This window comes from Kitasatospora sp. NPDC023176, from assembly GCF_055560495.1.
On record NZ_JBVHIP010000031.1, the window covers coordinates 74,918 to 100,894 of the forward strand.

The window sequence follows — 25,977 nt, forward strand, 5'->3', positions numbered from 1 at the left end:
GCTCACCGTGCACCACCGCCGGCCCGCCGGTCCCGCCGATTGACGACCCCCGTCAAATGACGTGGTCACCCGGCCCGGCACCATAGGGAGGTGAGCGTGACCATCGACATCACCGGGCTGCCGCACGAGCGGATCGTCTTCCACCCTTCGCCGCTGGCCGAGCTCGGCAACGCGCTGCACGCGCTCGCCGAGCCGGCCCACCACCCCCGGTTGCAGGCGTGGACGACGGCGACCTCCGGCACGCTCGAACCGGAACTGGCCGGCCGGATGCTGGAGGCCGACTTCATGTGGCGCTCGACGCGCTCCGACTTCCTGATGCCCGCCCAGCCCCGGCGGACCCTCGCCGAGGAACTGGACGACCTCGACCGGATGGAGGACGAGAGGTTCGTCGGCGCGGCCCTGGAGATCTCCTGCAGCACCAACCACTACCCCAGGGGCCTGCCCTCGCCCCTGGTCGACGCGTGGTCGCGACGCCGTGCGCTCGACCTCGCGGCGGCCCGCGGTCCGCACCAGGCGGCGTTCGTCGAACGGATGCTCACCGACCCCACCGCCACCCGGGCGTGGATCCGCCGGCTCCTGGAGGACTGCGACCGGGCGTTCTTCGCCGACACCTGGCGCCGGGTCCGCGTCCAGCTCACCGCCGACGCCCAGGACAAGAGCGAACTGCTGCGCCGCAAGGGCCTGGCGGAGGCGCTCACGGCGGCGTCACCGGCGCTGAGCCTGGAGGAGGACGAGCACGGCAGCCGCATCGTCGTCGACAAGCTCGTGCACGGCCGCACCGACGCCCGCGGCACCGCCGTCACCCTGCTGCCCAGCGTCTTCGGCTGGCCGCACCTGTTCACCCTGTACGGGCCGGGCTGGCAGCCCGTGATCCAGTACCCGGCCGCGGCCCACGAGATCGGCGGCGCCGAGCCCGTGGAGACGGTCAAGCTGCGCCTGGACGCGCTGACCCACCCGATGCGGATGAACCTGTGCCGCAGCCTGGCGCGCGCCGCGTACTCGACGAACGAGCTGGCCGACGCGTACGGCCTCACCGCCCCCGAGATCTCCCGCCACCTCGCCGTCCTGCGGAAGGCCGGGCTCCTGGTCACCCGGCGCCGGGGGCGCTACGTCCTGCATCAGCTCGACATCTCCGTCGTGGCCCGGATCGGCAGCGACTTCCTGGAGTCCGTGCTGCGCTGAGGTCCACCCGGTGGCGGTGTCGCGCGGCGCGGTGGGCGAGCAGTGCCGGTGCGTCCCGGGGCGCCGCTCAGTCCGCGCGCGGGCAGCGATAGAGCTGCCGGCCGTCGGCCGTCGGCGCCGGGCCGGGCACGTCGGTGGCCGGCACCTGGGTGCAGGCGCTCCGTACCCAGGACTGGACCTGCGCCGTGGTCGTCGCTCCCGCCGAATCGTCACCGCCACGGTGGTCGGTGCCGAGCAGGACGTAGCGCAACTCGCCCTTCCTGATCAGTTGTCGGAACTCCGCCAGGGTGGGCGAGGGCGCCGATCCGCTGAAGCCGCCCATCGGCAGGACCTCCTCGCCCGTCGCCAGGATGAACGGTGCGGCGGCGCTCCAGTCGGAGGCGGCGAACAGGTAGCGGGCGCCGTCCCGGTGGGCCCGCAGGTAGTCGAACAGGGCCTGCGCGGGCGCCGTCAGGTGCCCCGAGGAGCCGGCGAACCCGCCCCCGCCGTGCTGCGCACGCGGCGCGGCCACGGCGGCGGTGGAACCCATCGGCACTCTCGGACGCGTCCGTGAGAGATGCCCCGGGAGGCGCCCCGGTTTGGTCAGATCTATACCTACGGCGCACCGATCGGCCCACCCCTCCCCCGCTGCCCGCCCGAGGAGCCGACGGCCTCGGCACCGGGCGGCCCGCCGACGGTGCGCGGCGGTCGGTGGGCGGGGGCGGATGCGAACCGCCGTAGCCGCGCTGATCGAGCAGAGGTGCGCGGCGGAGCCTTGGCGGGCGGTCCCGGTCAGTGCGGCGCGGTGGTGGGCGCTGGTGCCCGGAGGGCGTCGACGGCGAGGCGGGCGGCGGTTCCGATCGCGGCGTCGGCGGCGGGCAGGGTGATGGTGGTGGCGGCGGCGCGGGTGAAGACGGCGAGGGCGTAGCGGCCGCCGTCGGGGTATTCGACGACGCCGACCTCGTGGCGCAGGGTGGGGAGGGTGCCGGTCTTGCCGTGGACGCGGACGTCGTCGAAGGGGAAGCCGGAGGCCAGGCGGTGTGGCCAGACCTGGAGGCCGAGGAGGCGTCGCAGGGCGGCGCCGTGGTCGCCGGGGCAGGCGTCTCCGTGCCAGAGGGCGGTGAGCAGGGTGGTCATGTCGCGGGGGGTGCTGTGGTTGGTGAAGGCGGGGTCGAGGACTCTGAGGCGGGCGACGACGGCGGGGTCGACCGGGGAGTCCGGGCCGGTGTCCTCGGCGAGGGCCGCGATGAGGTCGCGGAGCTTGTGGACGGCGACGGTGCGGTTCAGGCCGAGGTCGGCCATGGTGCGGTTGACGGTGTCGAGGCCGATCTCGTCCCACAGGGTGTCGGCGGCGGTGTTGTCGCTGACGGCGGCGGTGAGGTAGGCGAGGTCGCGCAGGGAGAGGCGGGCGGGGTCGAGCATGGCGGCGAGGCCGGTCCCTCCGGGGGTGCGGCCGGTGGCGGGGACGTCGACCTGCCGGGTCAGGTCGATCCGTCCGGCGGCGGCCTCGCGGTACAGCGTCACGAGCAGGCAGAGCTTGTGGACGCTGGCGGTGCTGACGGCGGTGTCGGCGCCGAGGCCGATCTCGGCGCCGGTGTCGAGGTCGCGCGCGTGCAGTCGGCCGGTGACGCCCGCGTCGGCGAAGGCCGCGGCGATGCGGGTGCGCGCGGCCCGGTCGTGCGGGGGCCGGTCCTGCGCGGCCCGGCTGCGCGGGGGCCGGTCGGCAGCCGGGTGGTCGGCTCTGGTGCGGTCGCTGGTCAAAGCGGGAACTCCATTGCGGGCCGGGGGTAGAGCGGGCGGTGGGGCGGCTGGGGCAGCAGGCCCCCCGGTCCGGTCAGCGCCTCGTGGGCGGCCTGGGCGAACAGCCGGACGGCGGGCCCGCCCCGTCCGGCCGGCCAGGCCGTGGAGGTCCGCCAGGCCAGCGGGGTGCCGGTGAGCGGACGCCAGACTGTACCCGGTGGTGGCGCGGTGCGCGGCACCAGGGCGATGGCGCTGCCGGTGAGCACGAGCGCGCCGGCGACGTCCGGTCCCGGCGGGTCGACGACGGCCTCGGGGGTGCAGCCGTGCCTGGTCAGCGTGGTGAGCACCTCGTCGTACAGGGCCGGGGCGGTGGCGCGCGGGAAGAGGACCAGGCGCAGGCCGGTCAGTTCGGCCACCGCGAGTTCCGCGCGGTCGGCGTACGGGCTGCGCGCGGCGAGCAGGATGCCGAGCGGCTGGTGCAGGACGGGGCCGAAGGCCAGTCCGTCGGCGGGGCAGGGGTGGCGGACGACGGCGACGTCGACGGTGTGCTGGGCGAGTTCGCGCACCACGGCCGCGACGGGCAGTTCCCGCAGTTCGAGCCGGGTGCCCGGGGAGGCGCTCTCGAAGCCGGTGAGCAGCGCGGCGAGGGTGGCCGGCCCGAGTTCGGGCGGGACGGCCGCGCGCAGGGTGCCGGCCCGTCCGCTGCGCAGGTCGGCGGCGGTGGCGAGGAGGCGGGCGGCGCTGTCCAGCGTCTCCTCGGCCTCGGCGAGCAGCAGCCAGCCCGCCGGGGTGAGGTCGACGCCGCGCGGGCCGCGGTCGAACAGGGTCACGCCGAGTTCGCGTTCGAGGCGCTGGATCCGCTGGGAGAGCGAGGGCTGGGCGATCCGCAGGCGCTCGGCGGCGCGGCCGAAGTGCCGTTCCTCGGCGACGGCGCGGAAGTGGCGGAGGTGCCCCAGCAGGTCCATGGGCAGCCATCATAGGTGTTTTCTTATCATCCACTTCATGATTGCGGTCTTGGACTGGGGAGTCGGCGGCCTGTTTAGCTGAGCGGGCCGGCGCGATCGCGGCGGTGACGGCACGAACGATCCGGGAGACCCTTCGATGACGCCCCTCCTCCTCCGCCCCCGTACCACGCTGCCCGCCGTGGCCCTGCTCGTGGCCGCGCTGATCGGCGGGTGCGGCGGGGCGGGCAGCGCCTCGACGGCGTCGACGGCCGGCGGCACCGCTTCCGGTGCGACGGCTTCCGGCACGACGGTGGCGAGCGGGCCCGCGGCCGCCTCGGCTGACGCCTCGGCGGACGCCTCCTTCGCGGCGCTCGAGCAGCGGTTCGGCGCCCGGCTCGGCGTGTTCGCGGTGGACACCGGCAGCGGCCGGGAGGTCGCCCACCGGGCCGACGAGCGGTTCGCGTTCGCGTCCACGATCAAGTCGCTCGCCGCCGGGGCCCTGCTGCGGAAGGCGTCCGACGCGGACCTGGACAAGGTCGTCCCCTACCGGCAGGAGGACGTGCTGGAGTGGGCGCCGATCACCTCGAAGCACGTGGCCACCGGCATGACGCTGCGTGACCTGGCCGCCGCCTCCATCCAGTACAGCGACAACACCGCGGCCAACCTGGTCACCGCCGAGCTCGGCGGCCCGGCGGCCGTCCAGCAGTCCCTGCGTGACCTGGGCGACTCGACCACCAGCGTCGACCGCACCGAACCCACCCTCAACGAGGCGACCCCGGGCGACACCCGCGACACCAGCACCCCGCGCGTCTTCGCCGCCAACCTGCGCCGCTACGTGCTCGGCGACGTCCTCCCGGAGGGCCGGCGCGGGCTGCTGACGGACTGGCTGCTCGGCAACACGACCGGCGGCCCGTACATCCGCGCGGGGGTGCCCGCCGACTGGAAGATCGGCGACAAGACCGGCAACGCGGGCTACGGGACCCGCAACGACGTCGCCGTGGCGTGGCCGTCGGGCGGGCGCAGCCCGGTCGTGATCGTCGTCCTGTCCGACCGCGGCAAGGCGGGCGCCACCTCCGACGACGCCCTGATCGCCGAGGCGACCAAGGCCGTCGTCAGCGCCCTCGGCTGACCCTCCCCCACCGACCAGGAGCCCCGGGCGGATGGTGTTGCCCGCGGCCGCGGAACCGGCGCGGCGGAAGGGCGGCCCCTCCGCGGCGCCGGTTTCCGGCGGTGCACGGGCTCAGTGCTGCGCCGGGTGGAACAGCGTGTCGTCGTAGTCCGGGAAGATGACCGGCATCGCGCGGCGGAACGCGGTGACCTCCGTGCTGTCCTCCAGGCCCCGGCAGAGCGTCTGCGGCCAGTACCAGAAGCCGCGGGAGGCGATCAGCCGTTCCAGGTAGGCGTCGAAGGAGTAGCCGGTGTCGTGCGACTCCTCGCCGAGGTAGTGGTAGTGGACGGAGTCGAGGGGGGGAACGAACGCCGCGCAGGCTTCGGGGACGAACCTGTCGAAGGGTTTGACGGCGCGGAACTCCTGGTCCTCCGCCGAGTGCCAGGTGACGCCCTTCCAGTCGCCGAAGACGTCGCGCAGCGGCAGCAGGTTGATGAGGCCCTGGTCCGAGAGGTCGTTGTTCAGGAGTTCGGGAACGGTGTGCCGCCACGTCAGGCGGACCGCGCCGACCTCGCGGTAGAAGGCCTCGACGCCGTCCGGGAGACGGCCGTCGGCCAGGCGGGTGGCGAGTTCGAGGTCGGCGGCTGGGGTCGGTGGCGCGACGGTGGCCTCCTCGAGCTGCACGCGGGGGTTGCGCTCCAGGTCGGCGATCATCGCGGTCAGCCGGGCACGGGGGTTGATCACGTACGTACGTCTCCTTCGGCGCCTTCGGCGGCGCCAGCGGGTGCGGTCGGTGCTACAGCCGGTTGTTCTCGATCTCCCACGCGTCGCCCTTCAGTTCGTTGCCGGCGGTGTCGTAGACCGTGTACTCGGCGTGGAGCTTGCCGGCGAGTTTGGCGGCGTAGTTGGCGTCGATGTCGGCGTCCAGGTTGGCGTCGCCCGTCTGGAAGTCCTGCGCGTCGGGGTGGGTGCTGTAGTCGGCCTCCACGTAGTACTCGACCACGTTGCCCTTCGTCAGCACCTCGTCCTTGACGGTCTTCTCGACCTTGGAGTGGTGCGAGGAGTTCGCCGACCCGGTGATCGGCGTCATGTTCTTCATGACGCCGGGGCCGCCGACGTTGTGGTTGAGCAGGTGCCCCTGCACCATGAAGTTCTGGAACCAGAGGCCGGTCGCGCCGGTCTTGGGCCACCAGGACGGCTGTTCCTTGGGTGCGGAGCCCTTGCCGAGCTGCCCGGGCCAGAGTTCGGCGTGCATCGTGGTGCCGACGCCGTTTCCGTTCACCCCGCCGTAGGTGACGTACGGGCTGCCGGTGAACGCCCGCTGCACCGCCAGCTCCTGGTCCGCGGACGGGGCCGGCTCGGCGACCCGTTGGACGGCCTCGGGCACGGGCCCGCTCAGCGCCCGGACGGCGTTCGCCTCGGCGGCGCGTTCGAAACGGTCGCCGGGGTCGCTGACGGACAGTCCGTTCCCGTGGTCGGTGCCGGCCACCGGGCCCGATCGCTGCTGGATGACATGGGTCAGCTCGTGGGCCAGCGTGTGCTTGTCGGTGCCGCCCTGGCCGAGCACGACGTGCTCGCCGGAGGTGTAGGCGCGGGCGCTGATCTCGGCCGCCGAGCGGGCCGCGACGGGGTCGTCGTGGACCCGCACGCTGCTGAAGTCGGCGCCCAGTCGGGCCTCCATCTCCGTCCGCACGCTGTCGGCCAGCGGACGGCCCGGGGACCGCAGCACCTGGGGGACCGTCGAACGCTGTACCGGCGCTTCTTCCGACTCCCGCTGCTGCCTGATCAGTTGGGCGACGGCCGCGTTGCCTATGGTGCGCTGCAGCGCGCTGATCGAGCGGGGATCCGGCGGTGCGGACTGCCGCTGCGCGGTCGGCCGGCTGCGGTCACGGCGCCCGGACTCGCTCCGCGTCTTCTGGTCATGCGCGTGCACATCCACCTCCTGGACAGGCGGTTCAAGCCGCAGTCTCTGTCTGTCCATGCCGGTCTATGGCAGGTTCCGTGGCGCGCGCAAGGACCCGAGGGACAGTGTCGGGGGCAACCTCGGGGGAACCCGGCGGTCGTCATGCGCCGAGCGGCCGGCCCACCGGTGCGGCGACCGCCGCCCGATGTGACCTGCGGCGGGACGAGGGACCACCATGGTCACGGGTCTTCCGGCCGCCGTGCCGCTCGCCGAAGCCTCAGGTGGTGGCCGTCGGAGCGGGAGAGGCCGCGCCGGTGGGCGGGGCCTGACAGGGCAGGGTGACGATGACGCCCACGCCCTGGCCGGGCTTCGTGCCGCCGGCCAGGGAGACGGTGTAGCGGTCGGGCTCGTGGACGGCGTCGAAGTCCCCGGTCGGCGCGCCAGCCGGGCCGGCCGGACCGTTCGAGGTGATCGTGAAGCCCTCGCCCGCGAGCTTCTCCCGCAGTGCCCGGAGCACCTCGGGGCGCTGGTCGTCCGTGGTCTTCAGCTGAATCGCCGAGCTGAGTTGGTACGCCTCGCGCTCATCGGCTATTCCCGTCCCCCGGCCCGGGCACCTGTAGTAGCCGACGAGCTTGATCCACGGATCCCGCTCGAGGCCCGTCAGCGCACGCACGTGGTCCTGGACCCGTTCCGCCCGGGTCAGCGCCTCCGCCCGGGACTCGACCTGTGTGGGCTCGTCCACCTTTCCCGGTCCCCCGCCCGCCGACCCCACCAGCGAGCAGGAGCCGAGCACCAGGGCGCCCGCCACCATCAGCGCGGACGCGCGGGCCACCCGTGCGGCAGCCCCGGACGGCACGGCCGTCGCTCTCTTGGACAACTGTGGTACTCCCCCGTGAACAGGTGTGCGCTGTGCCGTCCGGATGCTACGGCACCACCGGGGCCGGGCGGGTCCGCGTCAGGGGGCGGTGAACAGCCGGGGGAAGGCCGGGGCCAGCCAGGGCCGGCGGCCCCAGGCGAGCACCTTGCCCCGCAGGAGCGCGTCGGTGGCGCTGGAGCGGCCCAGCGCGATGAGGAAGAACGCCACCGGCTCGGTGAGGATCGTGCAGTCGGGGCGGCGCGGCGGCTCCTGGCTCACCTCGGCGGCGCCGTCCGTGAAGGTCACCGCGAATCCCTCCAGGCCGCGCACCCGCAGCCGGTAGCAGGCGTGGTGGCCGGCCGCGGCGCGTGCGTCGACCACCCACGGCATGGCCGTGCGCAGGAACGGCATCGTCAGCGCGACGCGCGGCCGGTCGAGCGGGTGCGGCCGGCCGAGGGCGCGGGCGACGTCGTAGAGGTGGGCCAGCATGTGGGTCAGCAGGTAGGAGCCGAGGGTGTCCAGGTCCATCGGGCCGAGCGGGGTCCGCACCGGTTCGGTGCCGCTGCGCGGGGCGGCGGCGGCCGTGAACTCCCTCGCCCACCGGGCGATCTGCTCGGCGAGGACGGCCGGGTCCCGTTCGGGGCGCCGGGCCAGTGCGGCGGCGTTCGCGGCGGCCAGCGAGGCGGGGGTGCCGTCCCCGTACGGGCGTTGCTCGCCGGCGGCCAGGGCGGCCATCAGCTCGTTGGCCATCGCGAGGTGGGCGGCGGCTTCGGCGACGGTCCACTCGGATCCGGGGACGGGGGTCTCGCCGTGGCAGCCGGCGAGCAGGGCGGGGGCCTCGTCGCCGACCGCGGTCACCGCTTGGAGGAGTGCGGTGCGTGCGGCGGCGGGCCGGGGCGGCGGGAGGTCCATGGTGGAGAAGAGTGACCGACTCCGGTGTGGCTGTCCAGCGTTGCGGCGCGGCCCTGAGCGGCGTGACGGGCCGGCCCCCGCCCGCGTGGGCGGGCGGGGGCCGGTTCGTGGCCGGTCAGTGGGCGATGATCTGCAGGTTGGCGTTCCGTCCGACGGTGCCGCCCACGTAGAAGGTGTGGCCGTCGGGGCCCAGGGCCAGGCCGGTGAGGCTGTCCTCGTCGAGGTCGCCGGCGCTCTCGGCGGGGACGGGGGCGCCGGTGGCGGTGTCGAGGGCGAGCACCGAGGCGGTGCTCGTGCCGTAGTTGCTGTCGGTGAGGTAGAGCCGGGTGCCGTCCGCGCTGACCTGCGGGTTCTCCAGTGCGTCGCCGCTGCCGGCGGGGTGGAAGGTGGTGGTCACGGCGTCGGTGGCCGGGTCGATGAGGGTGCTCGCGCCGGTGCCGAGTTCGGCGAGGCCGAACAGGCGCTTGCCGTCGGGGGTGAACGCCAGGTCGTAGTCCAGGTTGGTGGCGGTGCCCTGGACGGTGGCGGCCACGGTGGGCGTGGTGGCGGCCGCGCTCACGTGCACCACGCCCTGGCTGGTGCCGACGTAGACGTCGCCGGTGCCCGGGCGGGCCGCGGGGGCGCCGACGTAGGGGGCGGGGATCTGGACCGTGGTGGTGAACGCCTGCTGTGCGGTGGCGAAGGCCAGGATCCGGCTCTGGCCGTTCTGCCGGTAGGCGGTGGGCCCGCTCTGGGAGACGTAGAGGGTGGATCCGTCGGGGCTGAAGGCCAGTCCGGAGGTCGAGCCCGCGGCCCAGCCGGCCGGGCGGGGCTGGTCGGGCAGGGTGACGGTGGCGAGCAGGGTCAGCGTGGCGGTGTCCACCACGCTGAGGCGCTGGCCGTCGAGCACGTACAGGCGGGAGCCGTCCGCGCTGAGCGCCGGGTGGGCGCTCCACTGGAGGGTGCCGAGGGCCAGCCGTGCGGTGACGGCGCCGGACTGGGTGTCGACCGCCTTCACCGTGGAGGTGTTGTCGGCCTCGGTCACCGCGACGTAGGCCTTGGCGCCGTCGGGGCTGACCACGGGTGCGGCGTTGCGGGCGCCGACCGTGACGGTCGCCTCGTTGCCGGACAGCGGGGTGTCGGCCGCGGCGGCGGTGCCGGTCAGGGCGAGCAGGGCCGCCGCGGCGGCGGCGAGCGTCGCGGCGGTGCGGCCGGTGGTGGTGCGGGTGGTGGTGCGGGTCATCGGTTTCCCCCTCGTGGAGCGCGTGAATGTGGTGGCGCGGCGCGGGCCGGGCGCCGTCAGTGCCGGATGGTCTGCGGGCTGGTGGCGGCCCCGTCCGCCGGCGCCGGCAGCAGCGCCGACGGGAGCACCGCGACCGCGGGTGCGGCGGCGGAACGACGCGTCGCCCCCGAACGAATACCGGACATCAACTTCCCCTCCCCCACCGCGCCTCGCGGTGCCGGGGGGCAGGCTAGCCGATACGTCTGAAGATCCGACCGGCGTCCGGGCAGCCGTCCGGTGACCACCGGGCGCTACGTACGGTGACGATCCGCCCGCACCCTTCTCCGGAGGGTTCAGGGCGTCAGCGGCTCGACGGGTGGCGGGGGTTCAGCGGTGGGCGGGGCTGGGCGTGCGACAGCCCGTCGCCGTGGGGACGGGACGGGCTGCCGGGGTGGGGCCGTGGGTCAGTGCACGGTCACGGTGAAGACGGGCGACGCGGCGCCGCCGCCGATGATGCGCAGTTCGTTGAGGCCCTTGATCCCGAGCTTGACGCCGAGGGAGTAGGAGCCGGTGCGGGTGGTGTGCACGGAGGCGGGCAGGGTGACCCACGTGCCGTGCTGCTTCTGCTGGAGGGTCACCGTGGTGCCGGCGGTGAGACCGGTGGTGGTGCCGGTGACGCGGAACAGCTGCCAGGCCGGGACGGAGGTGGCCGAGGGCTTGGCGGCGATGGAGGCGGCGGTGGTGGTGGCGGCGGCCACCGGGGCGGCGGCCGGGGTGGCGGGGGCGGCGGCCATGGCGGTGCCGGCCGTTCCGATGAGCAGCGCGCTGAGGGTGGCGACGGCGGCCAGGCGCAGGGAGTTCCGCTTGGAGACGATCACGGGTGCACCCCTTTCAGGGGGGAGGTGGTCGTTTCGCCCGTTGGCACGGTCGGTGCGGTTCGGGTGCTGTCTTTCATGAGGACGATTCACCCGGCGGCACCGGTTGTGTGCGGAACGTCACTGTCCTGTAACAGTCGCGCGGCTCGCGGGAGTTCGGGTGTCCGGGCCCGGCCGGCGGGGCGGCGGCGCGGCGGCGGGTCAGAGGAGGACGAGGAGCTTGGTGCCCGGGACGAGCTTGCGGTTGACGGAGGTGGACTGGACGAAGACGGTGTAAGAGGGGTTCTCTCCGGGCTTGACGGCGGCCTCGGCGGCGGGCAGGCCGAGGAGGCGGCGGGCGGCGGGGCCGGAGAAGACGCGGCCGGTCATCCGGCCGGTGGCCGGGTCCTTCTCGGCGACGGCGAGTTGCTTGTTGCCCTGGATCTTCTCGCGCTTGGAGAGCTCGTAGAAGGCGCAGCCGGTCTTGTAGGGGTGGCCGGCGCTGGTGACGAAGTCGCGGATGGGGCTCTGCTCGTCGACCGGGATCAGGATGTACTTGCCGGCGTCCAGGGCGTCGAGCTCGGCCTTGACGTCGGCGGTGTTGAGGTCCTGGCCCATGGCGAAGAGGTTCTTGGTGCCGCGTACGCCGTGTTCGCGTCCGCGCAGGAAGCTGGTGGCGGCGGACTTGACGGTGCCGATGGCCTCCTCGACGCCCTGGCTGGAGTCGGCGTCCCAGATCGCGATGTTGCCGGCCGGGAAGCCGTACTCCTGGGCGGTGCGCTTGGCCAGGGAGTTGGGGACCAGGATCGCCGAGGTCCAGTGGTCGGGGAGGTTGTCCATGGCGCCCTGGATGCGCTCGATCCAGGTGCGCAGGACGGTGGTGCCCTTTCCGGCGCCCATGCGGGTGTGCATCTGGCCGCTCTGGGAGCAGCCGGAGGCGTTCTCCTCGCCGTCGGTGACGACGACCTGGAGGAAGGAGTGCTCGCCGTAGCCCTCCCAGATGTTCTTGAGGTCGTCGAGGGACTTCACGCCGGCCTCGATCAGGGCGGTGGCGCCGTTGTCGACCTGGTAGAGGCCGCGCAGGGAGGGCAGGTGCTTGACGTCCATGTCCCAGACCAGGTTCTGCACCTCGTGGTCGAAGGCGTAGAGGCTGATGCGGGTCTCGTGGCCGAGGCGGTCGGATTCCTCCTGCAGGCCCTTGACGAATTCGTCGACGACGCGGATGAGTTGGGTCTGGTGCTGGCGCATCGAGCCGGACTTGTCGACCACGAGAGAGACGTGGTTGACCTTGTGCTTGATCCTGTTCGTGGACATGGCTCTCCCCTTTATCCGGCGTCTTTTCGCGGTGGTTCCACGCTGCTTTCGCGGTGTATTCCGCGGGGCCTTTCGGCGTTCCCTGCAGCGTGGTTTCCACTCTAGGGGCGGGCACTGACAATCCGTCGGGGCCGATGCCGCGCACCGGCGGCGCGCACGGCACCGCCCCCGCCCGGGGGCCGGCGGGGGCGGTGTCGCGGGGGTGGGTCAGGAGGCGGGTCAGGAGGCCGCGGGGGCGCTCTGGGCGATGAGTTCGTCGATCTTGGCGCGGCGGGTGAGGTTGCCGTTGACGCTCCAGTTGCCCTCGGGGATCTCGTGGACGATCACCCAGACCGTGGACTCGGCCTCGGTGGCCGGGGTGGCCGTCGACTGGATGAGGCGGGTGAGTTCGACGGAGAGCTGCTCGGTGCGCTCGGGGGTCAGGAAGTCCTCCAGGGCGGTGACCTTGACGATGAAGCCCGGGGCGGTCGCGGCGGCGCCGGTGGCCGAGGTCTTCTCGGGCGCCTCGTGGACGTAGACCCAGGTGGCGGAGCGGAAGAAGTCCGTCAGCGGCAGTTCCATCCACTGGAGCACCGTGTCGGCGACCTGCTGCTGGAGGCCTTCCAGGCGGTCCGGGGCGATGGAGCCGGCGGGGGCGGTGATGTCGACCAGGGGCACGGGGGTTCTCGATTCTTCTGCGGGGTGGAGGGGGCGGGAGGGGAGGGTCACTCGGCGCGGCGGGGGCGCACCCGCCAGAACTCCAGGACGGCCGCCCGCAGCGTGCGCGGGGCGGTGACGGTGGAGGTGGCGTGCCACACCGAGGAGTCGAAGGCGATCAGGGAGCCGGCCGTGGGCGGCAGCGAGCGCACCGGCGGGCGGCCGCCGTGGTGGGAGGCGCGGACCTCGAAGTGGCCGCCGCCGTCGGCGGGCCAGTCCTCGTTGAAGTAGAGCACCACGGTGAGGGCCTTCTCCGGCTCGTCGTGGTGCGGGGAGATGAACTCGCCCTCGGCGTGGGTGAACAGGCCGATGTCGCGCGGCAGGGCGGCGAGGTCCATGTCGACCTCGGTGCTCAGCCGGGCCAGGAACGCCGGGCCGGCGAGCTGGTCGAGCAGGCGGGTCCAGGCCGGGTCCAGTTCCTTGAGGGCGGGCAGGTGGGCGCCGTCGCGGTGCAGCCAGAGCGAGCCGAGCTGGAAGCGCTTGACCTCGGTGGCGACGACGACCTTCTGGAACCGGTCGTCGGCGGGGAAGGTGTCGTTGAGCTCGCGGACGGACTGCGCGGTGAGCAGCTGCTCGGTGAGGTGGGCCCCGATCGCGGGGTCGGGGCGGTGGAAGGCGGGGGCGGTGTTCAGCATGGGGTCCTCCGTGGGGGCCGCGGGCGGCGAGGTCAGGGGGGTGCGGGCGTCAGGGGGTGCGGGCGTCAGGCGCTCGGGGTGGGGGCCCAGTCGCGCAGGACGGCGGCGGTGTGCTCGCCGGGCTGCGGCGCCGGCCGGGGGGCGGGGGCGGGGGTGCGGCTGAACCGCGGTGCGGGAGCGGGCTGGTGGCCCGTGCCGACGGACGCGTAGGTGCCGCGCTCGCGCAGGGCCGGCTGTTCGGCGGCCTCCTGGGGGGTGAGCACGGGCACCACGCAGGCCTCGTGCTCCTCGAAGACCTTGGTCCACCAGTGGCGCGGGCGGGTGGCGAAGCGCTCGCCGATGCGCTCGCGCAGGGCCGGCCAGTTGGCCTGGTCCTGGCGGTCCAGGGTGTCCTCCAGGCCGAGCTGCTCCAGCAGGACGGCGTAGTAGCGGTCCTCGATGGCGCCGACCGCCAGGTACTGGCCGTCCTGGCAGCGGTAGGTGGTGTAGTGCGGGGCGTCGGTGACGGTTACGTGGCCGGGCACCTGGCGCCACTGGCGGATCATCACGTCCAGCACGGCGGCGCCGTCCAGCATGGCCGCGTCGACGACCTGGCCGCGCCCGGAACCGGCCCGCTCGTGCAGCGCCGCCAGCACGCCCAGGGCCTGGAGCATGCCCCCGCCGGCGAAGCTGGACAGGTAGGTGGACGGCGGGGCGGGCGCCGCCCCCTCGGCGCGGTCGGCGTCCAGGGCGCCGGAGGCGGCCAGCAGCGCGATGTCGTGGGCGGGGCGCTGCGCCCAGGGGCCGATCTGCCCCCAGCCGGAGATCCGGCCGATGACCAGGCGGGGGTTGTCGGCGAGCAGGCCCTGCGGGTCCAGGCCCAGGCGTTCGCAGACGCCGGGGCGGAAGCCCTCCAGCAGGACGTCGGCGCTGGCGGCCAGGGCGCGCACGGTGGCGAGGTCGGCCGGGTCCTTGAGGTCGGCGGTCAGGGAGCGGCGGCTGCGGCCCAGCGGGTCGCTGTCGGGCGCGGGTGCGGCGCCGGGGCGGGCCGGGCGCTCGATGCGCACGACGTCCGCGCCCAGGTCGGCGAGCAGGGTGGCGGCGAAGGCGCACGGGGCGGTGCTGGCGAGTTCGATGACGCGGATTCCGGCCAAGGGTCCCACGGTGGTTTTCTCCTTCTGGTACGGCTGCGGGCGGTCGTCACGGACCTTGGTATGTCGGCGCCCCACTTCGAGGCCCCTGTCCGGCGCCGGTATTTCGGCGCCCGTATTCGGGTTTCCGTATTCCTGGTGCTTTTCCGGCGGGCCTATGGTCATCGAGGCTTTCCGCCGGAGATTTACGCCGATTTGAAAGGGAGTTGGGTGATGGCTGTCATTTACACCGCCGAGGTGACGTCGTCCGGAGACGGTCGCAACGGCACCGTCCGCTCGTCGGACGGGATCGTGGACCTCGCGCTCGCCGCGCCGAAGGAGGTCGGCGGTCCGGGGACCGCCACCAACCCGGAGCAGCTGTTCGCGGCCGGCTACTCGGCGTGCTTCCACAGCGCCATGCGGATGGCCGCGCGCGAGGCCCGGGTGCGGCTGGACGGTGACACGGTGACCGCCCTGGTGGACCTGGAGCGGGACGAGTCGGGGTACCGGATCGGCGTCCAGCTGCGGGTGGCGCTGCCCGGCGTGGAGCCGGACGCCGCCCGGCGGTTGCTGGACCAGGCCCACGCCCGGTGCCCGTACTCGCGGGCGATCAGCGGGAACGTGCGGGTGGAGATCGCCCTGGCCCCCGGGGCCTGAGGCGCGCCGGGCGGGAGTCCGAGGACCCTCGCCCGGCCGCCGGCCCGGCCTGCGCCGGCTCAGTCGGCGAAGGCCCGGGCGGCGGCTCAGGCGGCGGCTCAGGCGAACCTCAGGCCGCGGCTCAGGCCGTGGCGGCCGCCGCGGCCCGGGCCGCGTAGGGCAGCGCCTCGACCACCCGCTCGATCGCCCGGTCGTCGTGCGAGGCGGAGACGAACCAGGCCTCGAACGGCGACGGCGGCAGGTAGACGCCCCGGCGCAGCATCTCGTGGAAGAAGGCCCGGTAGCGGTACGCCTGGCTGGCCTTGACCTGGTCGTAGTCGGTGACCGGCTGGTCGGCGAAGAAGACCGAGAACATGGTGCCGGAGTACTGGAGCCGGTGGGCCACGCCCTCGGTGTCCAGGGCGGCGGAGACCGCGGCGCCGATGGTCTCGGAGACGTGGTTCAGCCGGGCGTAGACCTCGTCGGTGCAGTTGCGCAGGGTCGCCAGGCCCGCGGCGGTGGCGACCGGGTTCCCGGCCAGCGTGCCGGCCTGGTAGACCGGGCCCTGGGGGGCGAGTTGGGCCATCACGTCGGCGCGGCCGCCGAAGGCCGCGGCCGGGAAGCCGCCGCCCATGACCTTGCCGAAGGTCAGCAGGTCCGGGGCGACGTTGTCGCGGCCGTACCAGCCGGCCCGGCTGGCGCGGAAGCCGGTCATCACCTCGTCGGAGATGTAGAGGGCGCCGTGGCGGTGGCACAGGTCCTTCAGGCCGGCGTTGAAGCCCGGCAGCGGCGGCACGGCGCCCATGTTGCCGGGGGCTGCCTCGGTAATGACGCAGGCGATCTCCTGGCCCCGCTCGGCGAAGAGCTTCTCGACGGCGGCCAGGTCGTTGTAGGGCAGGACGATGGTGTCGCCGGCCTGGGCGCCGGTGACGCCGGGGGTGTCGGGCAGGCCGAGGGTGGCCAGGCCGGAGCCGGCGGCCACCAGCAGGGCGTCGACGTGGCCGTGGTAGCAGCCGGCGAACTTGACGATCTTGGAGCGGCCGGTGAAGCCGCGGGCCAGCCGGATGGCGGACATGGTCGCCTCGGTGCCGGAGGTGACCAGGCGCACGCTCTGGACCGGCGCGACCCGGCGGGTGATCTCCTCGGCGAGGGCGATCTCGCCCTCGGTGGCGGTGCCGAAGGAGGTGCCGTGGGCCAGGGCCTCCTGGACGGCCTCCAGGACGGCGGGGTGGCGGTGGCCCAGGATCATCGGGCCCCAGGAGCAGATCAGGTCGACGTACTCGTTGCCGTCGACGTCGGTGAGGTAGGGGCCGTCGGCGGAGGCCATGAACACCGGGTTGCCGCCCACCGATCCGAAGGCCCGCACCGGGGAGTTGACGCCGCCGGGGGTCACCGTGTTGGCACGGTCGAACAGGGTCTGGGAGTGCTGGGTGGCGCCGGCCGGGCCGATGGTCCGGGACGTCGTGGTCATCGTGGTGCCTTTCGGAAGGGGTGATGGGTGGGTCGGGAAGGGGGGCGCGGTGGGGCCTGGGGGCGGCGGCCCCACCGCGCCGGGGAGGGGGTCAGTCCTGGGCGGGCGCGGTGACGGTGTAGGCGGCGTCCAGGACGACGGCGCCCTTGGGCAGGACGCGCACCGGGTTGAGGTCCAGCTCGAAGCCGTCCGGCCAGGCGGCGACCAGGTCGGCGACGCTCTGCAGCAGCTCGGCCATGGCGTCCTTGTCGGCCGGCTCGGTGCCGCGGGCGCCGTCCAGCAGCGGGGCGCCGCGCAGTTCGGCCAGCATCCGCGCCGCCTCGCCCGGGGCGAGCGGCAGCAGGCGGTGGCTGACGTCGTCGAGGATCTCGGCGAAGATGCCACCCAGGCCCACGGTCAGCACGGTGCCCAGCGGGGTGCTGCGCGCGCCGACCAGCAACTCCACGCCCTCGGCGACGAGTTCCTCGACCAGCACGTCCCCGCCCAGCGCGGCGAGGTCCTGGAAGGCCTGCGCGGCCTGCTCGGTGGTGACGCCGACCTTCACGCCGCCGGCCTCGCTCTTGTGCAGCAGGCCCGGGACGACGGCCTTGGCCACGGCCCGGCCGCCGACCTCGCGCACCGCCTCGACGGCCTCCTCGGCGGTGGTGACGGTGCGTCCGCGCGGCACCGCGATGCCGGCCTGGGCGAGCAGCTGCTTGAGCTGCGGCTCGCTCGCGCCCTCGGCGGGGGCCGCGGTGGCCGCGGCCGGGGCCTGGGCCTCGGCCCGCGGGCGGCTGACCTGCCACAGGTTGGCGGCCGCGCGCAGCGCCCGGGCCGGGGTGGGGAAGTCGGGCAGCTGGGCGGCGCGCATCTGCTGCGCCGCGTCGGGGGCCAGGAAGTCGGCGGCGGTGCGGGCCACGAACACCGGCTTGCCGCCCTTGCGGGCGGCCTTGGACAGCGCGGTGACGGCCTTCTCGACGTCGGGGCCGGCCATGACGCAGAAGCAGGCCAGGATGATGTCGACCTCGTCGTCGGCGATCAGCACGTCCAGCGAGCGGTCGAACAGCGTCGGGTCGCTGAGCACGGTGGCGGTGATGTCGACCGGGTTGTCGACCGAGCCGAACGCCGGGACGATCTCGGCCAGCGCGGCGGTGCTCTCCGGGGAGAGGCGGCTGAGCTCCAGGCCGGCGTCGATGGCGTCGGCGGCCAGGATGCCCGAGCCGCCGGAGGTGGTGACCACCGCGACCTTCGGGCCCTTGGGGCGCAGCGGGAACTCGAACGCCTGGGCGGTGTCGAGGAGTTCGTCGATGTCGTCGACGCGGGCGATGCCGAGCTGCTTGAGCGCGGCGTCCAGGACGCGGTCGTCGGTGGACAGGGCGCCGGTGTGGGAGGCGGCAGCGCGGCTGCCGGCCTCGGTGCGGCCGGACTTGAGGAGGGCGACGGGCTTGCCGGAGGCGCTGAGGGCCTTCAGGGTGGCGATGTCGGGGATGTCCTCGAGGTAGCCGACCAGGCCGGTGCACGCGGGCTCGTCGGCGAGTTCGCGCAGCACCTCCAGGGCGGTGACGTCGGCGTCGTTGCCGGTGCTGACCACCCAGCCGGGGCGCAGTCCGCGCTGGAGGGCGAGGCTGGCGGCGCCGAAGCCCAGGGCGCCGCTCTGGCTGACGAAGCCGAGGGTGCCGGGCTCGAAGGGGACGTCGTCGGCGCCGAACAGGGGGCTGAAGGTGGCCAGGACACGGGTGTTGTAGCTGACGGCGCCGATGCAGTTGGGGCCGATCAGGCGCAGTCCGCCGGCCCGGGCGGTGGCGACGATCCGCTCCTGGAGGGCGGCGCCCTCGGGGCCGGTCTCGGCGAAGCCGGAGGAGGCGATGACGGCCAGCGGGACGCCGGCGGCCACGCAGTCGTCGACGGCGCCGGCGACGCGGTCGGCGGAGACCATGATCAGGGCCAGGTCGACGGTGCCGGGCACCTCACGCAGGCTCGGGTAGGCGGGCACGCCGAGGATCTCGCCGCCGCGGGGGTTGATGGGCAGGATGCGGCCCTGGTAGCCGTAGCGCAGGAGGTAGTCCATGGGCTTGCGGCCCAGGGCGCCCTTGCGTTCGGTGGCGCCGATGACGGCGATCGAGTCGGCGTTCCACAGCGCTGATATCGCGCTCATACCAAAGCCTCCTGGGCGCCTGCGGGGGCGCGGGTTTCGGGGGTGAACAGGGCGTGCAGGGCCTGGACGTAGACGTCGCCGTCGGGGGCGGCGGCCAGTTCGCGGGCGCGGACGGTGGGCTGGTGGAGCATCTTGTCGACGATGCGGCGGATGCTCTGGGCGACGGCCTCTCGGGCCTCTTCGTCCAGGGCGTCCAGGCGGCGGGCCAGCCGGTCGAGTTCGGCGGTAGTGGCCTCGGCGGCGCTGGTGCGCAGGGCGGCGAGGATCGGGGTGGCGCGGGCGGCGCGCTGGGCGGCCTTGAAGGTGTCGACCTCGGCGTCGACGATGCGGTGGGCCTCCTGGACGCTGGAGACGGACAGTTCGTCGTCTCCGCCGTCGCGGGCGATGCGCTGGAGGTCGACCAGGACGGTGCCGGGCACCTCGCCGGCCCGGGGGTCGATGTTGCGCGGCAGGGCGAGGTCGAGCAGGTAGAGCTCGCGTCCGGCGCGCTGGGTCATCGCGTGGGCGACCTGGTCGTGGGTGACCAGGGGTTCGGTGGCGGCGGTGCAGCTGACGACGACGTCGACGTCGGCGAGCAGCCGGGGGATCTCCTCGAGCGGGTAGCCCTGGCCGTCGGCGGTCTCGGCCAGGCGCTGGGCCTTCTCCGGGGTGCGGTTGGCCATGTGGATGGTGGTCAGGCCGGAGCGGCGCAGGGCGGCCAGGACGACGCCGCCGAACGAGCCGGCGCCGATGACCAGGGCGGTCTTGCCGTCGAGGGAGCCGACGGTGCGTTCGAAGAAGGCCAGGCCGGCGGTGGCCAGGGAGCGGCCGGCCTCGTTGAGGCCGGTCTCGTTGCGGGCGCGCTTGCCGGTGCGCAGGGCGGCCTGGACGGCCTTGTTGAGGCTGGCGCTGGTGGCGCCGGCGCGCTGGGAGCGGTCGAGGGCCTCCTTGATCTGGCCGAGGATCTGGTCCTCGCCCAGGACGACGGAGTCGAGGCCGGAGGCGACCTGGAAGAGGTGGCGCAGCGCGTCGTCGGCGGTGCGCACGTACTGGTAGGGGGCGATGTCGTCGGCGTCGACGCCGGTGTGACGGGCGATCAGGTCGCTGAGGGCGGGGGCGGGGTCGTCGCCGGGGGCGGCTTCGAGGTAGACCTCGAGCCGGTTGCAGGTGGACAGGACGACGGCGTTGCCCAGGCCCTGGGTGTTGATCTCGCTGACGAGGTCGTCCAGGGGGTTGGGGGTCTCGTAGAGCTGTTCGAGCAGTTCCAGGGGGGCGGTGGCGTGGCTGAGCCCCACCGCGACGAGGGTGCTGCTCTCGGGAGTCGGTCGTTGCACGGTATTTCACACCTCAGTAGTCCGACGGGGCCCGGCCGGGGCGGGGCCCGGCCGGGGGCGGTGACGGCCCGTCGGCCGGCCGGGGCGCGGCCGACGGGTGTCGTCTCGGTGCGGGGCCTCAGGCGCCCAGGCGCGGCGCGAACTCGGTGGCCCAGTAGGTGATGATCTGGTCGGCGCCGGCGCGGTGGATGGACAGCAGGCTCTCCAGGACGGACGCGTCGCGGTCGAGCCAGCCGTTGGCGGCGGCGGCCTCGATCATGGAGTACTCGCCGGAGACCTGGTAGGCGGAGACGGGGACGTCGACGCGGTCGGCGATCATGCGGACGATGTCCAGGTAGGCCATGGCGGGCTTGACCATCACCATGTCGGCGCCCTCGGCGAGGTCGAGGGCGACCTCGCGCAGGGACTCGCGGATGTTGCCGGGGTGCTGCTGGTAGCTGCGCCGGTTGCCTTCCAGGCTGGACTCGACGGCGTCGCGGAACGGGCCGTAGAAGGCGGAGGCGTACTTGGCGGAGTAGCCGAGGATGGCGACGCTGCCGTGGCCGGCGGCGTCCAGGGCGGCGCGGATGTGGCGGACCTGGCCGTCCATCATGCCGCTGGGGGCGACGATCTGGGCGCCGGCCTCGGCCTGGACGACGGCCGCCTGGGCGTAGAGCTGGACGCTGGCGTCGTTGTCGACGTCGCCGTCCGGGCCCAGGACGCCGGTGTGGCCGTGGGTGGTGTACTCGTCGAGGTTGATGTCGCCGATGACGACGGTGTCCGCGCCGACCTCGGCGGTGACGTCGCGCAGGGCGACCTGCAGGATGCCCTCGGGGTCGAGGGCGCCGGTGCCCTGGGGGTCCTTGTGCTCGGGGATGCCGAAGAGCATGACGCCGCCGACGCCGGCCCGCACGGCCTCGGTGGCGGCCTTGCGCAGGGAGTCGCGGGTGTGCTGGAAGACGCCCGGCATGGAGGGGATCTCGCGCGGCTCGGTGAGGCCCTCGCGCAGGAACAGCGGCTGGATCAGGTTGCTGGCGTTGACCTGGGTCTCGGCGGCGAGGCGGCGCAGGTGGGGGGTGCGGCGCAGTCGGCGGGGGCGGTGCAGCGGGGCGCCGGCCGGGGTGCTGAACGGGGAGGGGCCGAGGATCGACTGGTGGTTGCTCATGACGGGTCGGTGCTCCTTAGCGGGGCTCGTGCTTGACGGGCTGTTCCTTGACGGGGCTGGGGTGGTACGGGCGGGGCCTCGGTGGGGGGCGGGCTCCGGGTGGGACGGGGTGGGGCGGGGTGCGGGCAGGTCTCAGAGGGTGGCGCCGAGGAAGACCTTCTCCAGGTGGCGGGTGATCTCCGGGTCCGGCCGGTGGAACCAGTAGCCGGCCGTGGAGCGGTTGAAGATGCCCAGGCGCTGGAGGGTGACGGACAGTTCGGCGAACTTGACGGCCAGGCCGGCCGGGTCGATGACGGGCAGGCCGTGCAGTTCGCGGATGCCGCGGTTCCAGAGGATCTCGTTGGGGATGCCCTCGGCCGGGATGATGACCTCGGCGCCGGCCTTGGCGGCGCGTTCGGCGGCCTCGGTGTAGGTGGTGAGGAACAGGTCGTCGTCGCCTTCCAGGGCGCGGTGGACGCCGTCCCAGCCGCCGGGGACCACCTCGTAGCTGGCGAGGGAGGAGTCCAGGCCGTAGCGGGTCACGTTGGCCTGGATCGGCTCCTGGAGCGGCGGCATGAAGCCGAGCAGGCCGAAGCGGTAGCCGGCCATGGCGGAGAGGTGGAAGGCGGTCTCGCCGTAGCCGAGGGTGGGGATGCCGGCCAGGTGGCGGGCGTCGCGCAGGCCCGGGTCCTGGCCGGCGGCGACCACCCAGGCGTCGTAGCCGGCCCGTTCGGCGGCCACGGCGCTGTGGGCGAAGTGCTCGCTGAACAGGACCTGGGCGGCGTGGTGGCCGACCAGGCCGAAGGGGGTGTTGGAGGGGTAGGTCTGGGCGGGCAGGGTCTTGATGTCGATCTCGGTGTCGGGGCCCTTGATCGCGTCGAGGTGCTCGCGGTACCAGGTGTCCAGGAGGGGCAGGCGCCCCTCGACGGTGTGTTTGTGGAACCAGATGCGCACGTGTCTCATCTCCTGGGGTCGCAAGGACGGCGGGGACGGTGGGGACGGCGGGCGGGTGGTGCCGGCGGGTCAGTGGCTCAGCTGCGGACGGGGGGCGCAGTCGAGCAGGGACGCCTTGATCAGGTATTCGGTGGTGCGCTCGGGGTCGGCGGCGGTGCGGCCGATGTCGTCCAGGGCGCGCTGCAGGGCGCTGGTGTCGTCGAGGCCGGCGGTGCGGGCCTCGCTGCGGGGCAGGACGGCGTCCAGGACGGCGGCGCGGCGCTGGGCGGCGGTGGTGGTCAGGGCGGTGTCGGGCAGCCAGCCGCCGTGGACGCCCGCGAGGGCGCGGCCGAAGGCGACGGCGTCGTGCAGGCCGCAGTTCATGTTCATGCCGCCGGCGGTGGAGGTCAGGTGGGCGGCGTCGCCGGCGAACAGCACCCGGCCGGCGCGGTAGTCGGGCAGGACGAAGCGGGCCAGCCGGTAGGTGTGGGCGTCGGTGACGCCGACCTGGTCGGCGACGCCGGGCAGGGCGCGGCGCAGCAGGTCGCGGACGTGGGCGGGGTCGGCGGCGTGGTCACGGTCGGTGGCCTGGGGCATCCGGAAGATCAGGCGCCAGTGGTCGGGCATGCCGAGGATGCTGAAGGACTGGGCCGGGTCGCGGACGTAGGCCAGGGGTGCCAGGCCGGGGATGAGGGCGTCCAGCGGGGTGTCGGTGACCACCCGCAGGGCGTAGGAGGGGTAGGGGCGGGCCTCGGAGGGCAGGTGGAGGGCGGTGCGCACCAGGCTGCGGCTGCCGTCGGCGGCGACCAGGTGGTCGGCGTCCAGGGGCAGGCGCAGGCCGCCGGGGCCCTGGGTCCACAGCCGGACCGTGTCGCCGTGGGGGCGCACGTCCAGGACGGTGGTGTCGAAGTGGACCTCGGCGTGGGGGTGGGTGGTGAGGGCGTCCAGGAGCAGGGGGGTGAGGCGGGACTGCTCGACGTGGACGCGGTAGGGGTGGCGGGTGTGGCCGGCCAGGGGGGCGTAGGGCAGTTGGTGGATGACCCGCTGGTCGAGGGCGCGCCACTGGATGTGTTCCACCCGGCGGCCGGCCGCGATGAGGTCGTCGGCGACGCCGAGTTCCTCCAGGAGGTCGAGGGTGGCGGGGTGGAAGGTGGAGGCCTTGGAGGCGGTGGAGAGGGCGGGGCCCTGTTCCAGGACGGTGACCGGGACGCCGGCGCGGGCCAGGACGAGGGCGGTGGTGAGGCCGACCGGGCCGGCGCCGACGATGACGACGGGCCGGCGGGCGACGCTCATGCGGTGCGGCCGGCGGCCTGGACCGCGAGGCGGTTCAGCTGCCAGGGCTGCGAGGTGACGCCGGCCGGGGCACCGGTGTGCTTGTACGCCCAGCGGGCGGAGCAGATGTTGGACGTCAGCAGGACGCGGTCGTTGCCGGTGCCCAGGGTCTGCAGGGCGTCGAAGGTGAACATGCCGGTGCCGGTGAACAGCAGGGCGGCGTCGGCGGCGATGTTCGCGGCCTCGACCTGGCGGACCAGGTCCTCGGTGGTGACGTCGTAGGGGGAGAACCGCTCCCCCGCCTGGATCGGCAGCACCCGGGCGACCTTGAGGCCGGCCTGCTCCCAGTAGCTGCGGGAGAGTTCGGTCAGCCACGGCTCGTACGGGGAGACCAGGACGAGGTCGGTGATGCCGAGGTCGGCGCAGGTGTCCAGGGTGGCCAGGGTGGAGGAGGTCACCGGGTAGCCGGCGCTGTCGCCGAGCTGGTCGCACAGGCGGCGGTCGCCCTGGGGGTCGAGCAGGTAGTGCGATCCGCTGCAGGCCACCACGGCGGCGTCGAGGGCGAGCTTGCCGAAGGTGCTGAGGACCTGCGGGAGGATCTCGTTGTAGGTGTCGAGGCGCTCGCGCAGCCCCTGGCCCGGCAGTTGCGGGAACCGGGCCGTGTGCACGTTGGCGGTGGGGCGCATCAGCTCGGCGATCTCGGGCTCGGCCGCGGCGTTGCCGGAGGGGACGATGACGCCGACGCGCGCGGCGGAGTGCAGGGACATGACGGGACCTCATTCAGCGGTGGGAGATGCGTCCGTAGGGCTCGGGCCCTGGCGCGGGAGGTGTCCGCGCCCTTCCTGGGCGGCCGGTGCAACACTAGGAACGCTCCGCTGGGGAGGCACTACGGAATCACGCAGTGAGTGGTTCCGCGGTGGGCGCTCAGGCGGTGAGCAGTTCGGGGCGGGTCGGCAGGCGGTGCACGGTGGCGCCGTGCAGGGCGTTGGCCAGTTGGGCGCGGCGCTGGATGGACAGCTTGCGGTAGATGCGGGTGATGTGCTGCTCGACGGCGCGGCAGCCCACGCCCAGGCGCTCGGCGATGGCCTGGTTGGTGTACCCGTCGAGCATCAGCCGGGCGATGCGGCCCTCGTGGGGGGTCAGCGGGCCGTGGCCGGCGGCCTTGTCCTCGGTCTCGGGGCGGCCGGTCAGGGCGGGGTGGCCGAAGGCCAGGTGCCACTGGCGCACCTGGGAGCGGGCGACCAGGCTGTGGCGGGCCAGCGGGTCGGTGCGCAGCAGGCGGTGCAGGGAGACCTCGTCGGAGACGTTGAGGACGAGGAGTTCGCCGCCGTCGCCCTCCCAGGTGCCGCCGCCGATGAGCAGGCCGCGGTTCTCCAGGCCCTGCAGGAAGGAGCGGTGCTGGGTCCAGGCCTGGTGGTTGCTGGTTCCGTCGCGGAAGGTGCGTTCGGCGATGTACGGCATCGGGGTCTCCGGGTGTGCTGGCGGGGCGGGTCGGGGTGCGGGGTCATGGGTCGGGCCCGGGGAAGGTGGTGGCCTTCCCCGGGCCCGGGTGGGGGTGGGTGGTTATTCGGCCGGGACGGCGGCGGGGACGGGCGTGGCCGTGGCGGCGGGGGCGGCGGGGGTGGCGGCCGGCTGGGGCTTGCGGCGCAGCAGGACGGTGGCGCCCAGGACGGCGGCGGTGCCGGCGATGACGGTCCAGCCCAGGGGCTCGCCGAGGACGACGCCGCCGAGGATGACGGAGACGACGGTCATCAGGTAGACGACGGTGGCGGAGGCGGCGGCGCCGTCCTTGGTGATGATCATGGTGTTGAGCAGGACGGCGAAGCCGGTGCACACGATGCCGAGGACGATCAGGGCGATGGTGGCCTTGGCGGTGGCGTGGATGGCGGGCAGGCCCAGGAACGGGGCGGCGATGGCGCTCAGGACGGCGGCGGTGGACAGCTGGCTGCCGGCGAGCATGAACACCGGCATCTTGCGGGGGGCCAGGAAGCGGCCCACGTAGGCGAAGCTGGAGCCGAAGCTGATGGCGCCGACGACGCAGCAGACGAGGCTCTCGGTGGTGACGTGGGTGTCGTGGCTCCAGGGGGCGGAGACCAGGACGACGCCGAGCACGCCGAGGGCGATGCCGCCGATGCGGCCCAGGCCCAGGCGCTTCTCGGAGCCGAGGGCGACGGCGGCGGTCATGGTCCACACGGGTGCGGTGCCGCTGAGGATGCCGGCGATGCTGCTGGATCCGGTCTGCTCGCCGTAGGCGAAGAGCAGCCAGGGCAGGACGTTGCCGAGCAGGGCGGCGACCACGATGTGGCCCCAGGTGCTGCGGCCCTTGGGCAGGCTCTGGCGCTTGGCGAAGCCGATGCCCAGGACGACGACGGCGCCCAGGACGAGCCGGGCGAAGACCATCTCCACGGGCGAGAAGCCGTCACCGGCGAGCTTGATCCAGAGGAAGACGGATCCCCAGACGAGGCTGAGTACGCTCAGACGGATCAATGCGGCCTTCGACATGACATTCCCTCTTCTCACGCACGCCCCGGCATGGTGGGGATCCGGACGGGGATCCGTTCCGGGCACGGCGGATCGCGGGAGGGCAGCCGTGGCTGCTCCCGGACTTGCCGTGTTGGGAGGGGTTCCGCGGGGACGTGGTCGCGGGCCCTTGTGAGTAAGA

At 73.9% G+C, this 25,977-nt stretch carries 26 protein-coding genes; 3 read left to right on the forward strand and 23 right to left on the reverse strand.

Annotated elements, in window-relative coordinates; translation table 11 throughout:
- Positions 1 to 90: 90 nt before the first annotated feature.
- On the forward strand, positions 91 to 1,182 hold the full coding sequence (locus tag ACZ3YL_RS32415; RefSeq protein ID WP_188308686.1) for a DUF5937 family protein: 1,092 nt from the start codon (positions 91 to 93) through the stop codon (positions 1,180 to 1,182).
- A 67-nt stretch (positions 1,183 to 1,249) separates the two neighbouring features.
- Here the strand turns inward: ACZ3YL_RS32415 and ACZ3YL_RS32420 are convergent, their stop codons facing one another.
- The 3 genes from ACZ3YL_RS32420 to ACZ3YL_RS32430 all read right to left on the reverse strand — a co-directional run bounded on the left by ACZ3YL_RS32420 (position 1,250) and on the right by ACZ3YL_RS32430 (position 3,866).
- The gene (locus tag ACZ3YL_RS32420; protein WP_465660835.1) at positions 1,250 to 1,711 is read right to left on the reverse strand and encodes a mannosyltransferase YkcB-related protein; all 462 of its coding nucleotides are present in this window, start codon (positions 1,709 to 1,711) and stop codon (positions 1,250 to 1,252) included.
- Between the two features lie 242 nt (positions 1,712 to 1,953).
- The gene (locus tag ACZ3YL_RS32425) at positions 1,954 to 2,817 is read right to left on the reverse strand and encodes a serine hydrolase (protein ID WP_317621407.1); all 864 of its coding nucleotides are present in this window, start codon (positions 2,815 to 2,817) and stop codon (positions 1,954 to 1,956) included.
- Positions 2,818 to 2,918: 101 nt separating this feature from the next.
- On the reverse strand, positions 2,919 to 3,866 hold the full coding sequence (locus tag ACZ3YL_RS32430) for a LysR family transcriptional regulator (RefSeq protein ID WP_465660837.1): 948 nt from the start codon (positions 3,864 to 3,866) through the stop codon (positions 2,919 to 2,921).
- A gap of 136 nt (positions 3,867 to 4,002) precedes the next feature.
- Between ACZ3YL_RS32430 and bla the strand changes: the two genes are divergently transcribed.
- Complete coding sequence (gene bla, locus ACZ3YL_RS32435) at positions 4,003 to 4,974, forward strand: class A beta-lactamase (RefSeq protein WP_188308690.1); 972 nt, start codon at positions 4,003 to 4,005, stop codon at positions 4,972 to 4,974.
- A 111-nt stretch (positions 4,975 to 5,085) separates the two neighbouring features.
- Here the strand turns inward: bla and ACZ3YL_RS32440 are convergent, their stop codons facing one another.
- From ACZ3YL_RS32440 to ACZ3YL_RS32490, 11 genes are all read right to left on the reverse strand, one after another.
- Positions 5,086 to 5,697, reverse strand: a complete 612-nt coding sequence (locus ACZ3YL_RS32440) for a hypothetical protein (RefSeq protein WP_188308691.1) — start codon at positions 5,695 to 5,697, stop codon at positions 5,086 to 5,088.
- Positions 5,698 to 5,749: 52 nt separating this feature from the next.
- Positions 5,750 to 6,886, reverse strand: coding sequence for an eCIS core domain-containing protein (locus ACZ3YL_RS32445; protein WP_465660839.1), 1,137 nt, complete (start codon positions 6,884 to 6,886; stop codon positions 5,750 to 5,752).
- A gap of 247 nt (positions 6,887 to 7,133) precedes the next feature.
- Positions 7,134 to 7,733, reverse strand: coding sequence for a hypothetical protein (locus ACZ3YL_RS32450; RefSeq protein ID WP_465660841.1), 600 nt, complete (start codon positions 7,731 to 7,733; stop codon positions 7,134 to 7,136).
- Positions 7,734 to 7,811: 78 nt separating this feature from the next.
- A complete protein-coding gene (locus ACZ3YL_RS32455; protein WP_188308694.1) occupies positions 7,812 to 8,624 on the reverse strand; it encodes a maleylpyruvate isomerase family mycothiol-dependent enzyme in 813 nt (270 codons plus the stop codon).
- Positions 8,625 to 8,739: 115 nt separating this feature from the next.
- Positions 8,740 to 9,846: a YncE family protein gene (locus ACZ3YL_RS32460; protein ID WP_465660843.1), complete on the reverse strand. Its 1,107-nt coding sequence runs from the start codon at positions 9,844 to 9,846 to the stop codon at positions 8,740 to 8,742.
- A gap of 56 nt (positions 9,847 to 9,902) precedes the next feature.
- On the reverse strand, positions 9,903 to 10,031 hold the full coding sequence (locus tag ACZ3YL_RS32465; protein WP_262986099.1) for a hypothetical protein: 129 nt from the start codon (positions 10,029 to 10,031) through the stop codon (positions 9,903 to 9,905).
- A gap of 258 nt (positions 10,032 to 10,289) precedes the next feature.
- Positions 10,290 to 10,703 (reverse strand): hypothetical protein, encoded by a 414-nt coding sequence (locus ACZ3YL_RS32470; protein WP_188308696.1) that lies wholly within the window; start codon positions 10,701 to 10,703, stop codon positions 10,290 to 10,292.
- A gap of 198 nt (positions 10,704 to 10,901) precedes the next feature.
- On the reverse strand, positions 10,902 to 11,993 hold the full coding sequence (locus ACZ3YL_RS32475; RefSeq protein WP_188308697.1) for a vWA domain-containing protein: 1,092 nt from the start codon (positions 11,991 to 11,993) through the stop codon (positions 10,902 to 10,904).
- 219 nt (positions 11,994 to 12,212) lie between these two features.
- Positions 12,213 to 12,650, reverse strand: a complete 438-nt coding sequence (locus ACZ3YL_RS32480) for a tautomerase family protein (protein WP_188308698.1) — start codon at positions 12,648 to 12,650, stop codon at positions 12,213 to 12,215.
- A gap of 47 nt (positions 12,651 to 12,697) precedes the next feature.
- Positions 12,698 to 13,324: a 2OG-Fe(II) oxygenase gene (locus ACZ3YL_RS32485; protein WP_188308699.1), complete on the reverse strand. Its 627-nt coding sequence runs from the start codon at positions 13,322 to 13,324 to the stop codon at positions 12,698 to 12,700.
- A gap of 65 nt (positions 13,325 to 13,389) precedes the next feature.
- Complete coding sequence (locus ACZ3YL_RS32490; protein ID WP_465660846.1) at positions 13,390 to 14,466, reverse strand: CaiB/BaiF CoA transferase family protein; 1,077 nt, start codon at positions 14,464 to 14,466, stop codon at positions 13,390 to 13,392.
- A 201-nt stretch (positions 14,467 to 14,667) separates the two neighbouring features.
- Here ACZ3YL_RS32490 and ACZ3YL_RS32495 point away from each other — a divergent pair, with 201 nt between their 5' ends.
- Positions 14,668 to 15,090, forward strand: a complete 423-nt coding sequence (locus tag ACZ3YL_RS32495; protein ID WP_188308701.1) for an organic hydroperoxide resistance protein — start codon at positions 14,668 to 14,670, stop codon at positions 15,088 to 15,090.
- 121 nt (positions 15,091 to 15,211) lie between these two features.
- On the opposite strand, the gene hemL is transcribed toward ACZ3YL_RS32495, so the two are convergent.
- From hemL to ACZ3YL_RS32540, 9 genes are all read right to left on the reverse strand, one after another.
- Entirely contained in the window at positions 15,212 to 16,540 is a 1,329-nt protein-coding gene (hemL, locus tag ACZ3YL_RS32500; protein WP_188308702.1) for a glutamate-1-semialdehyde 2,1-aminomutase, read from the reverse strand.
- A 91-nt stretch (positions 16,541 to 16,631) separates the two neighbouring features.
- Complete coding sequence (locus tag ACZ3YL_RS32505) at positions 16,632 to 18,674, reverse strand: acetate--CoA ligase family protein (RefSeq protein WP_188308703.1); 2,043 nt, start codon at positions 18,672 to 18,674, stop codon at positions 16,632 to 16,634.
- Positions 18,671 to 19,987 carry a glutamyl-tRNA reductase gene (gene hemA, locus ACZ3YL_RS32510; protein ID WP_188308704.1) on the reverse strand — a complete coding sequence of 439 codons (1,317 nt, stop codon included), beginning with the start codon at positions 19,985 to 19,987 and terminating at the stop codon, positions 18,671 to 18,673. The genes ACZ3YL_RS32505 and hemA overlap by 4 nt, the downstream gene beginning before the upstream one ends.
- 118 nt (positions 19,988 to 20,105) lie before the next feature.
- Complete coding sequence (hemB, locus tag ACZ3YL_RS32515; RefSeq protein ID WP_188308705.1) at positions 20,106 to 21,131, reverse strand: porphobilinogen synthase; 1,026 nt, start codon at positions 21,129 to 21,131, stop codon at positions 20,106 to 20,108.
- Between the two features lie 132 nt (positions 21,132 to 21,263).
- Positions 21,264 to 22,064, reverse strand: coding sequence for an aspartate/glutamate racemase family protein (locus ACZ3YL_RS32520; protein WP_188308706.1), 801 nt, complete (start codon positions 22,062 to 22,064; stop codon positions 21,264 to 21,266).
- Between the two features lie 69 nt (positions 22,065 to 22,133).
- Positions 22,134 to 23,336 carry an FAD-dependent oxidoreductase gene (locus tag ACZ3YL_RS32525; protein WP_188308707.1) on the reverse strand — a complete coding sequence of 401 codons (1,203 nt, stop codon included), beginning with the start codon at positions 23,334 to 23,336 and terminating at the stop codon, positions 22,134 to 22,136.
- Positions 23,333 to 24,082 carry a maleate cis-trans isomerase family protein gene (locus ACZ3YL_RS32530; protein ID WP_465660849.1) on the reverse strand — a complete coding sequence of 250 codons (750 nt, stop codon included), beginning with the start codon at positions 24,080 to 24,082 and terminating at the stop codon, positions 23,333 to 23,335. The genes ACZ3YL_RS32525 and ACZ3YL_RS32530 overlap by 4 nt, the downstream gene beginning before the upstream one ends.
- A gap of 157 nt (positions 24,083 to 24,239) precedes the next feature.
- Positions 24,240 to 24,776 carry a helix-turn-helix transcriptional regulator gene (locus tag ACZ3YL_RS32535; protein WP_262986100.1) on the reverse strand — a complete coding sequence of 179 codons (537 nt, stop codon included), beginning with the start codon at positions 24,774 to 24,776 and terminating at the stop codon, positions 24,240 to 24,242.
- 102 nt (positions 24,777 to 24,878) lie between these two features.
- Positions 24,879 to 25,817, reverse strand: coding sequence for a DMT family transporter (locus tag ACZ3YL_RS32540; RefSeq protein ID WP_188308709.1), 939 nt, complete (start codon positions 25,815 to 25,817; stop codon positions 24,879 to 24,881).
- Positions 25,818 to 25,977: the final 160 nt, after the last annotated feature.

Bases quoted from the DNA above. Each gene is read 5' to 3' on its own strand.
- ACZ3YL_RS32420 (WP_465660835.1), bottom strand. From the start codon at position 1,711: ATGGGTTCCACCGCCGCCGTGGCCGCGCCGCGTGCGCAGCACGGCGGG.
- ACZ3YL_RS32430 (WP_465660837.1), bottom strand. From the start codon at position 3,866: ATGGACCTGCTGGGGCACCTCCGCCACTTCCGCGCCGTCGCCGAGGAA.
- bla (WP_188308690.1), top strand. From the start codon at position 4,003: ATGACGCCCCTCCTCCTCCGCCCCCGTACCACGCTGCCCGCCGTGGCC.
- ACZ3YL_RS32455 (WP_188308694.1), bottom strand. From the start codon at position 8,624: ATGGACCTCCCGCCGCCCCGGCCCGCCGCCGCACGCACCGCACTCCTC.
- ACZ3YL_RS32460 (WP_465660843.1), bottom strand. From the start codon at position 9,846: ATGACCCGCACCACCACCCGCACCACCACCGGCCGCACCGCCGCGACG.
- ACZ3YL_RS32465 (WP_262986099.1), bottom strand. From the start codon at position 10,031: ATGTCCGGTATTCGTTCGGGGGCGACGCGTCGTTCCGCCGCCGCACCC.
- ACZ3YL_RS32475 (WP_188308697.1), bottom strand. From the start codon at position 11,993: ATGTCCACGAACAGGATCAAGCACAAGGTCAACCACGTCTCTCTCGTG.
- ACZ3YL_RS32485 (WP_188308699.1), bottom strand. From the start codon at position 13,324: ATGCTGAACACCGCCCCCGCCTTCCACCGCCCCGACCCCGCGATCGGG.
- ACZ3YL_RS32495 (WP_188308701.1), top strand. From the start codon at position 14,668: ATGGCTGTCATTTACACCGCCGAGGTGACGTCGTCCGGAGACGGTCGC.
- hemL (WP_188308702.1), bottom strand. From the start codon at position 16,540: ATGACCACGACGTCCCGGACCATCGGCCCGGCCGGCGCCACCCAGCAC.
- ACZ3YL_RS32505 (WP_188308703.1), bottom strand. From the start codon at position 18,674: ATGAGCGCGATATCAGCGCTGTGGAACGCCGACTCGATCGCCGTCATC.
- hemB (WP_188308705.1), bottom strand. From the start codon at position 21,131: ATGAGCAACCACCAGTCGATCCTCGGCCCCTCCCCGTTCAGCACCCCG.
- ACZ3YL_RS32525 (WP_188308707.1), bottom strand. From the start codon at position 23,336: ATGAGCGTCGCCCGCCGGCCCGTCGTCATCGTCGGCGCCGGCCCGGTC.
- ACZ3YL_RS32530 (WP_465660849.1), bottom strand. From the start codon at position 24,082: ATGTCCCTGCACTCCGCCGCGCGCGTCGGCGTCATCGTCCCCTCCGGC.
- ACZ3YL_RS32535 (WP_262986100.1), bottom strand. From the start codon at position 24,776: ATGCCGTACATCGCCGAACGCACCTTCCGCGACGGAACCAGCAACCAC.
- ACZ3YL_RS32540 (WP_188308709.1), bottom strand. From the start codon at position 25,817: ATGTCGAAGGCCGCATTGATCCGTCTGAGCGTACTCAGCCTCGTCTGG.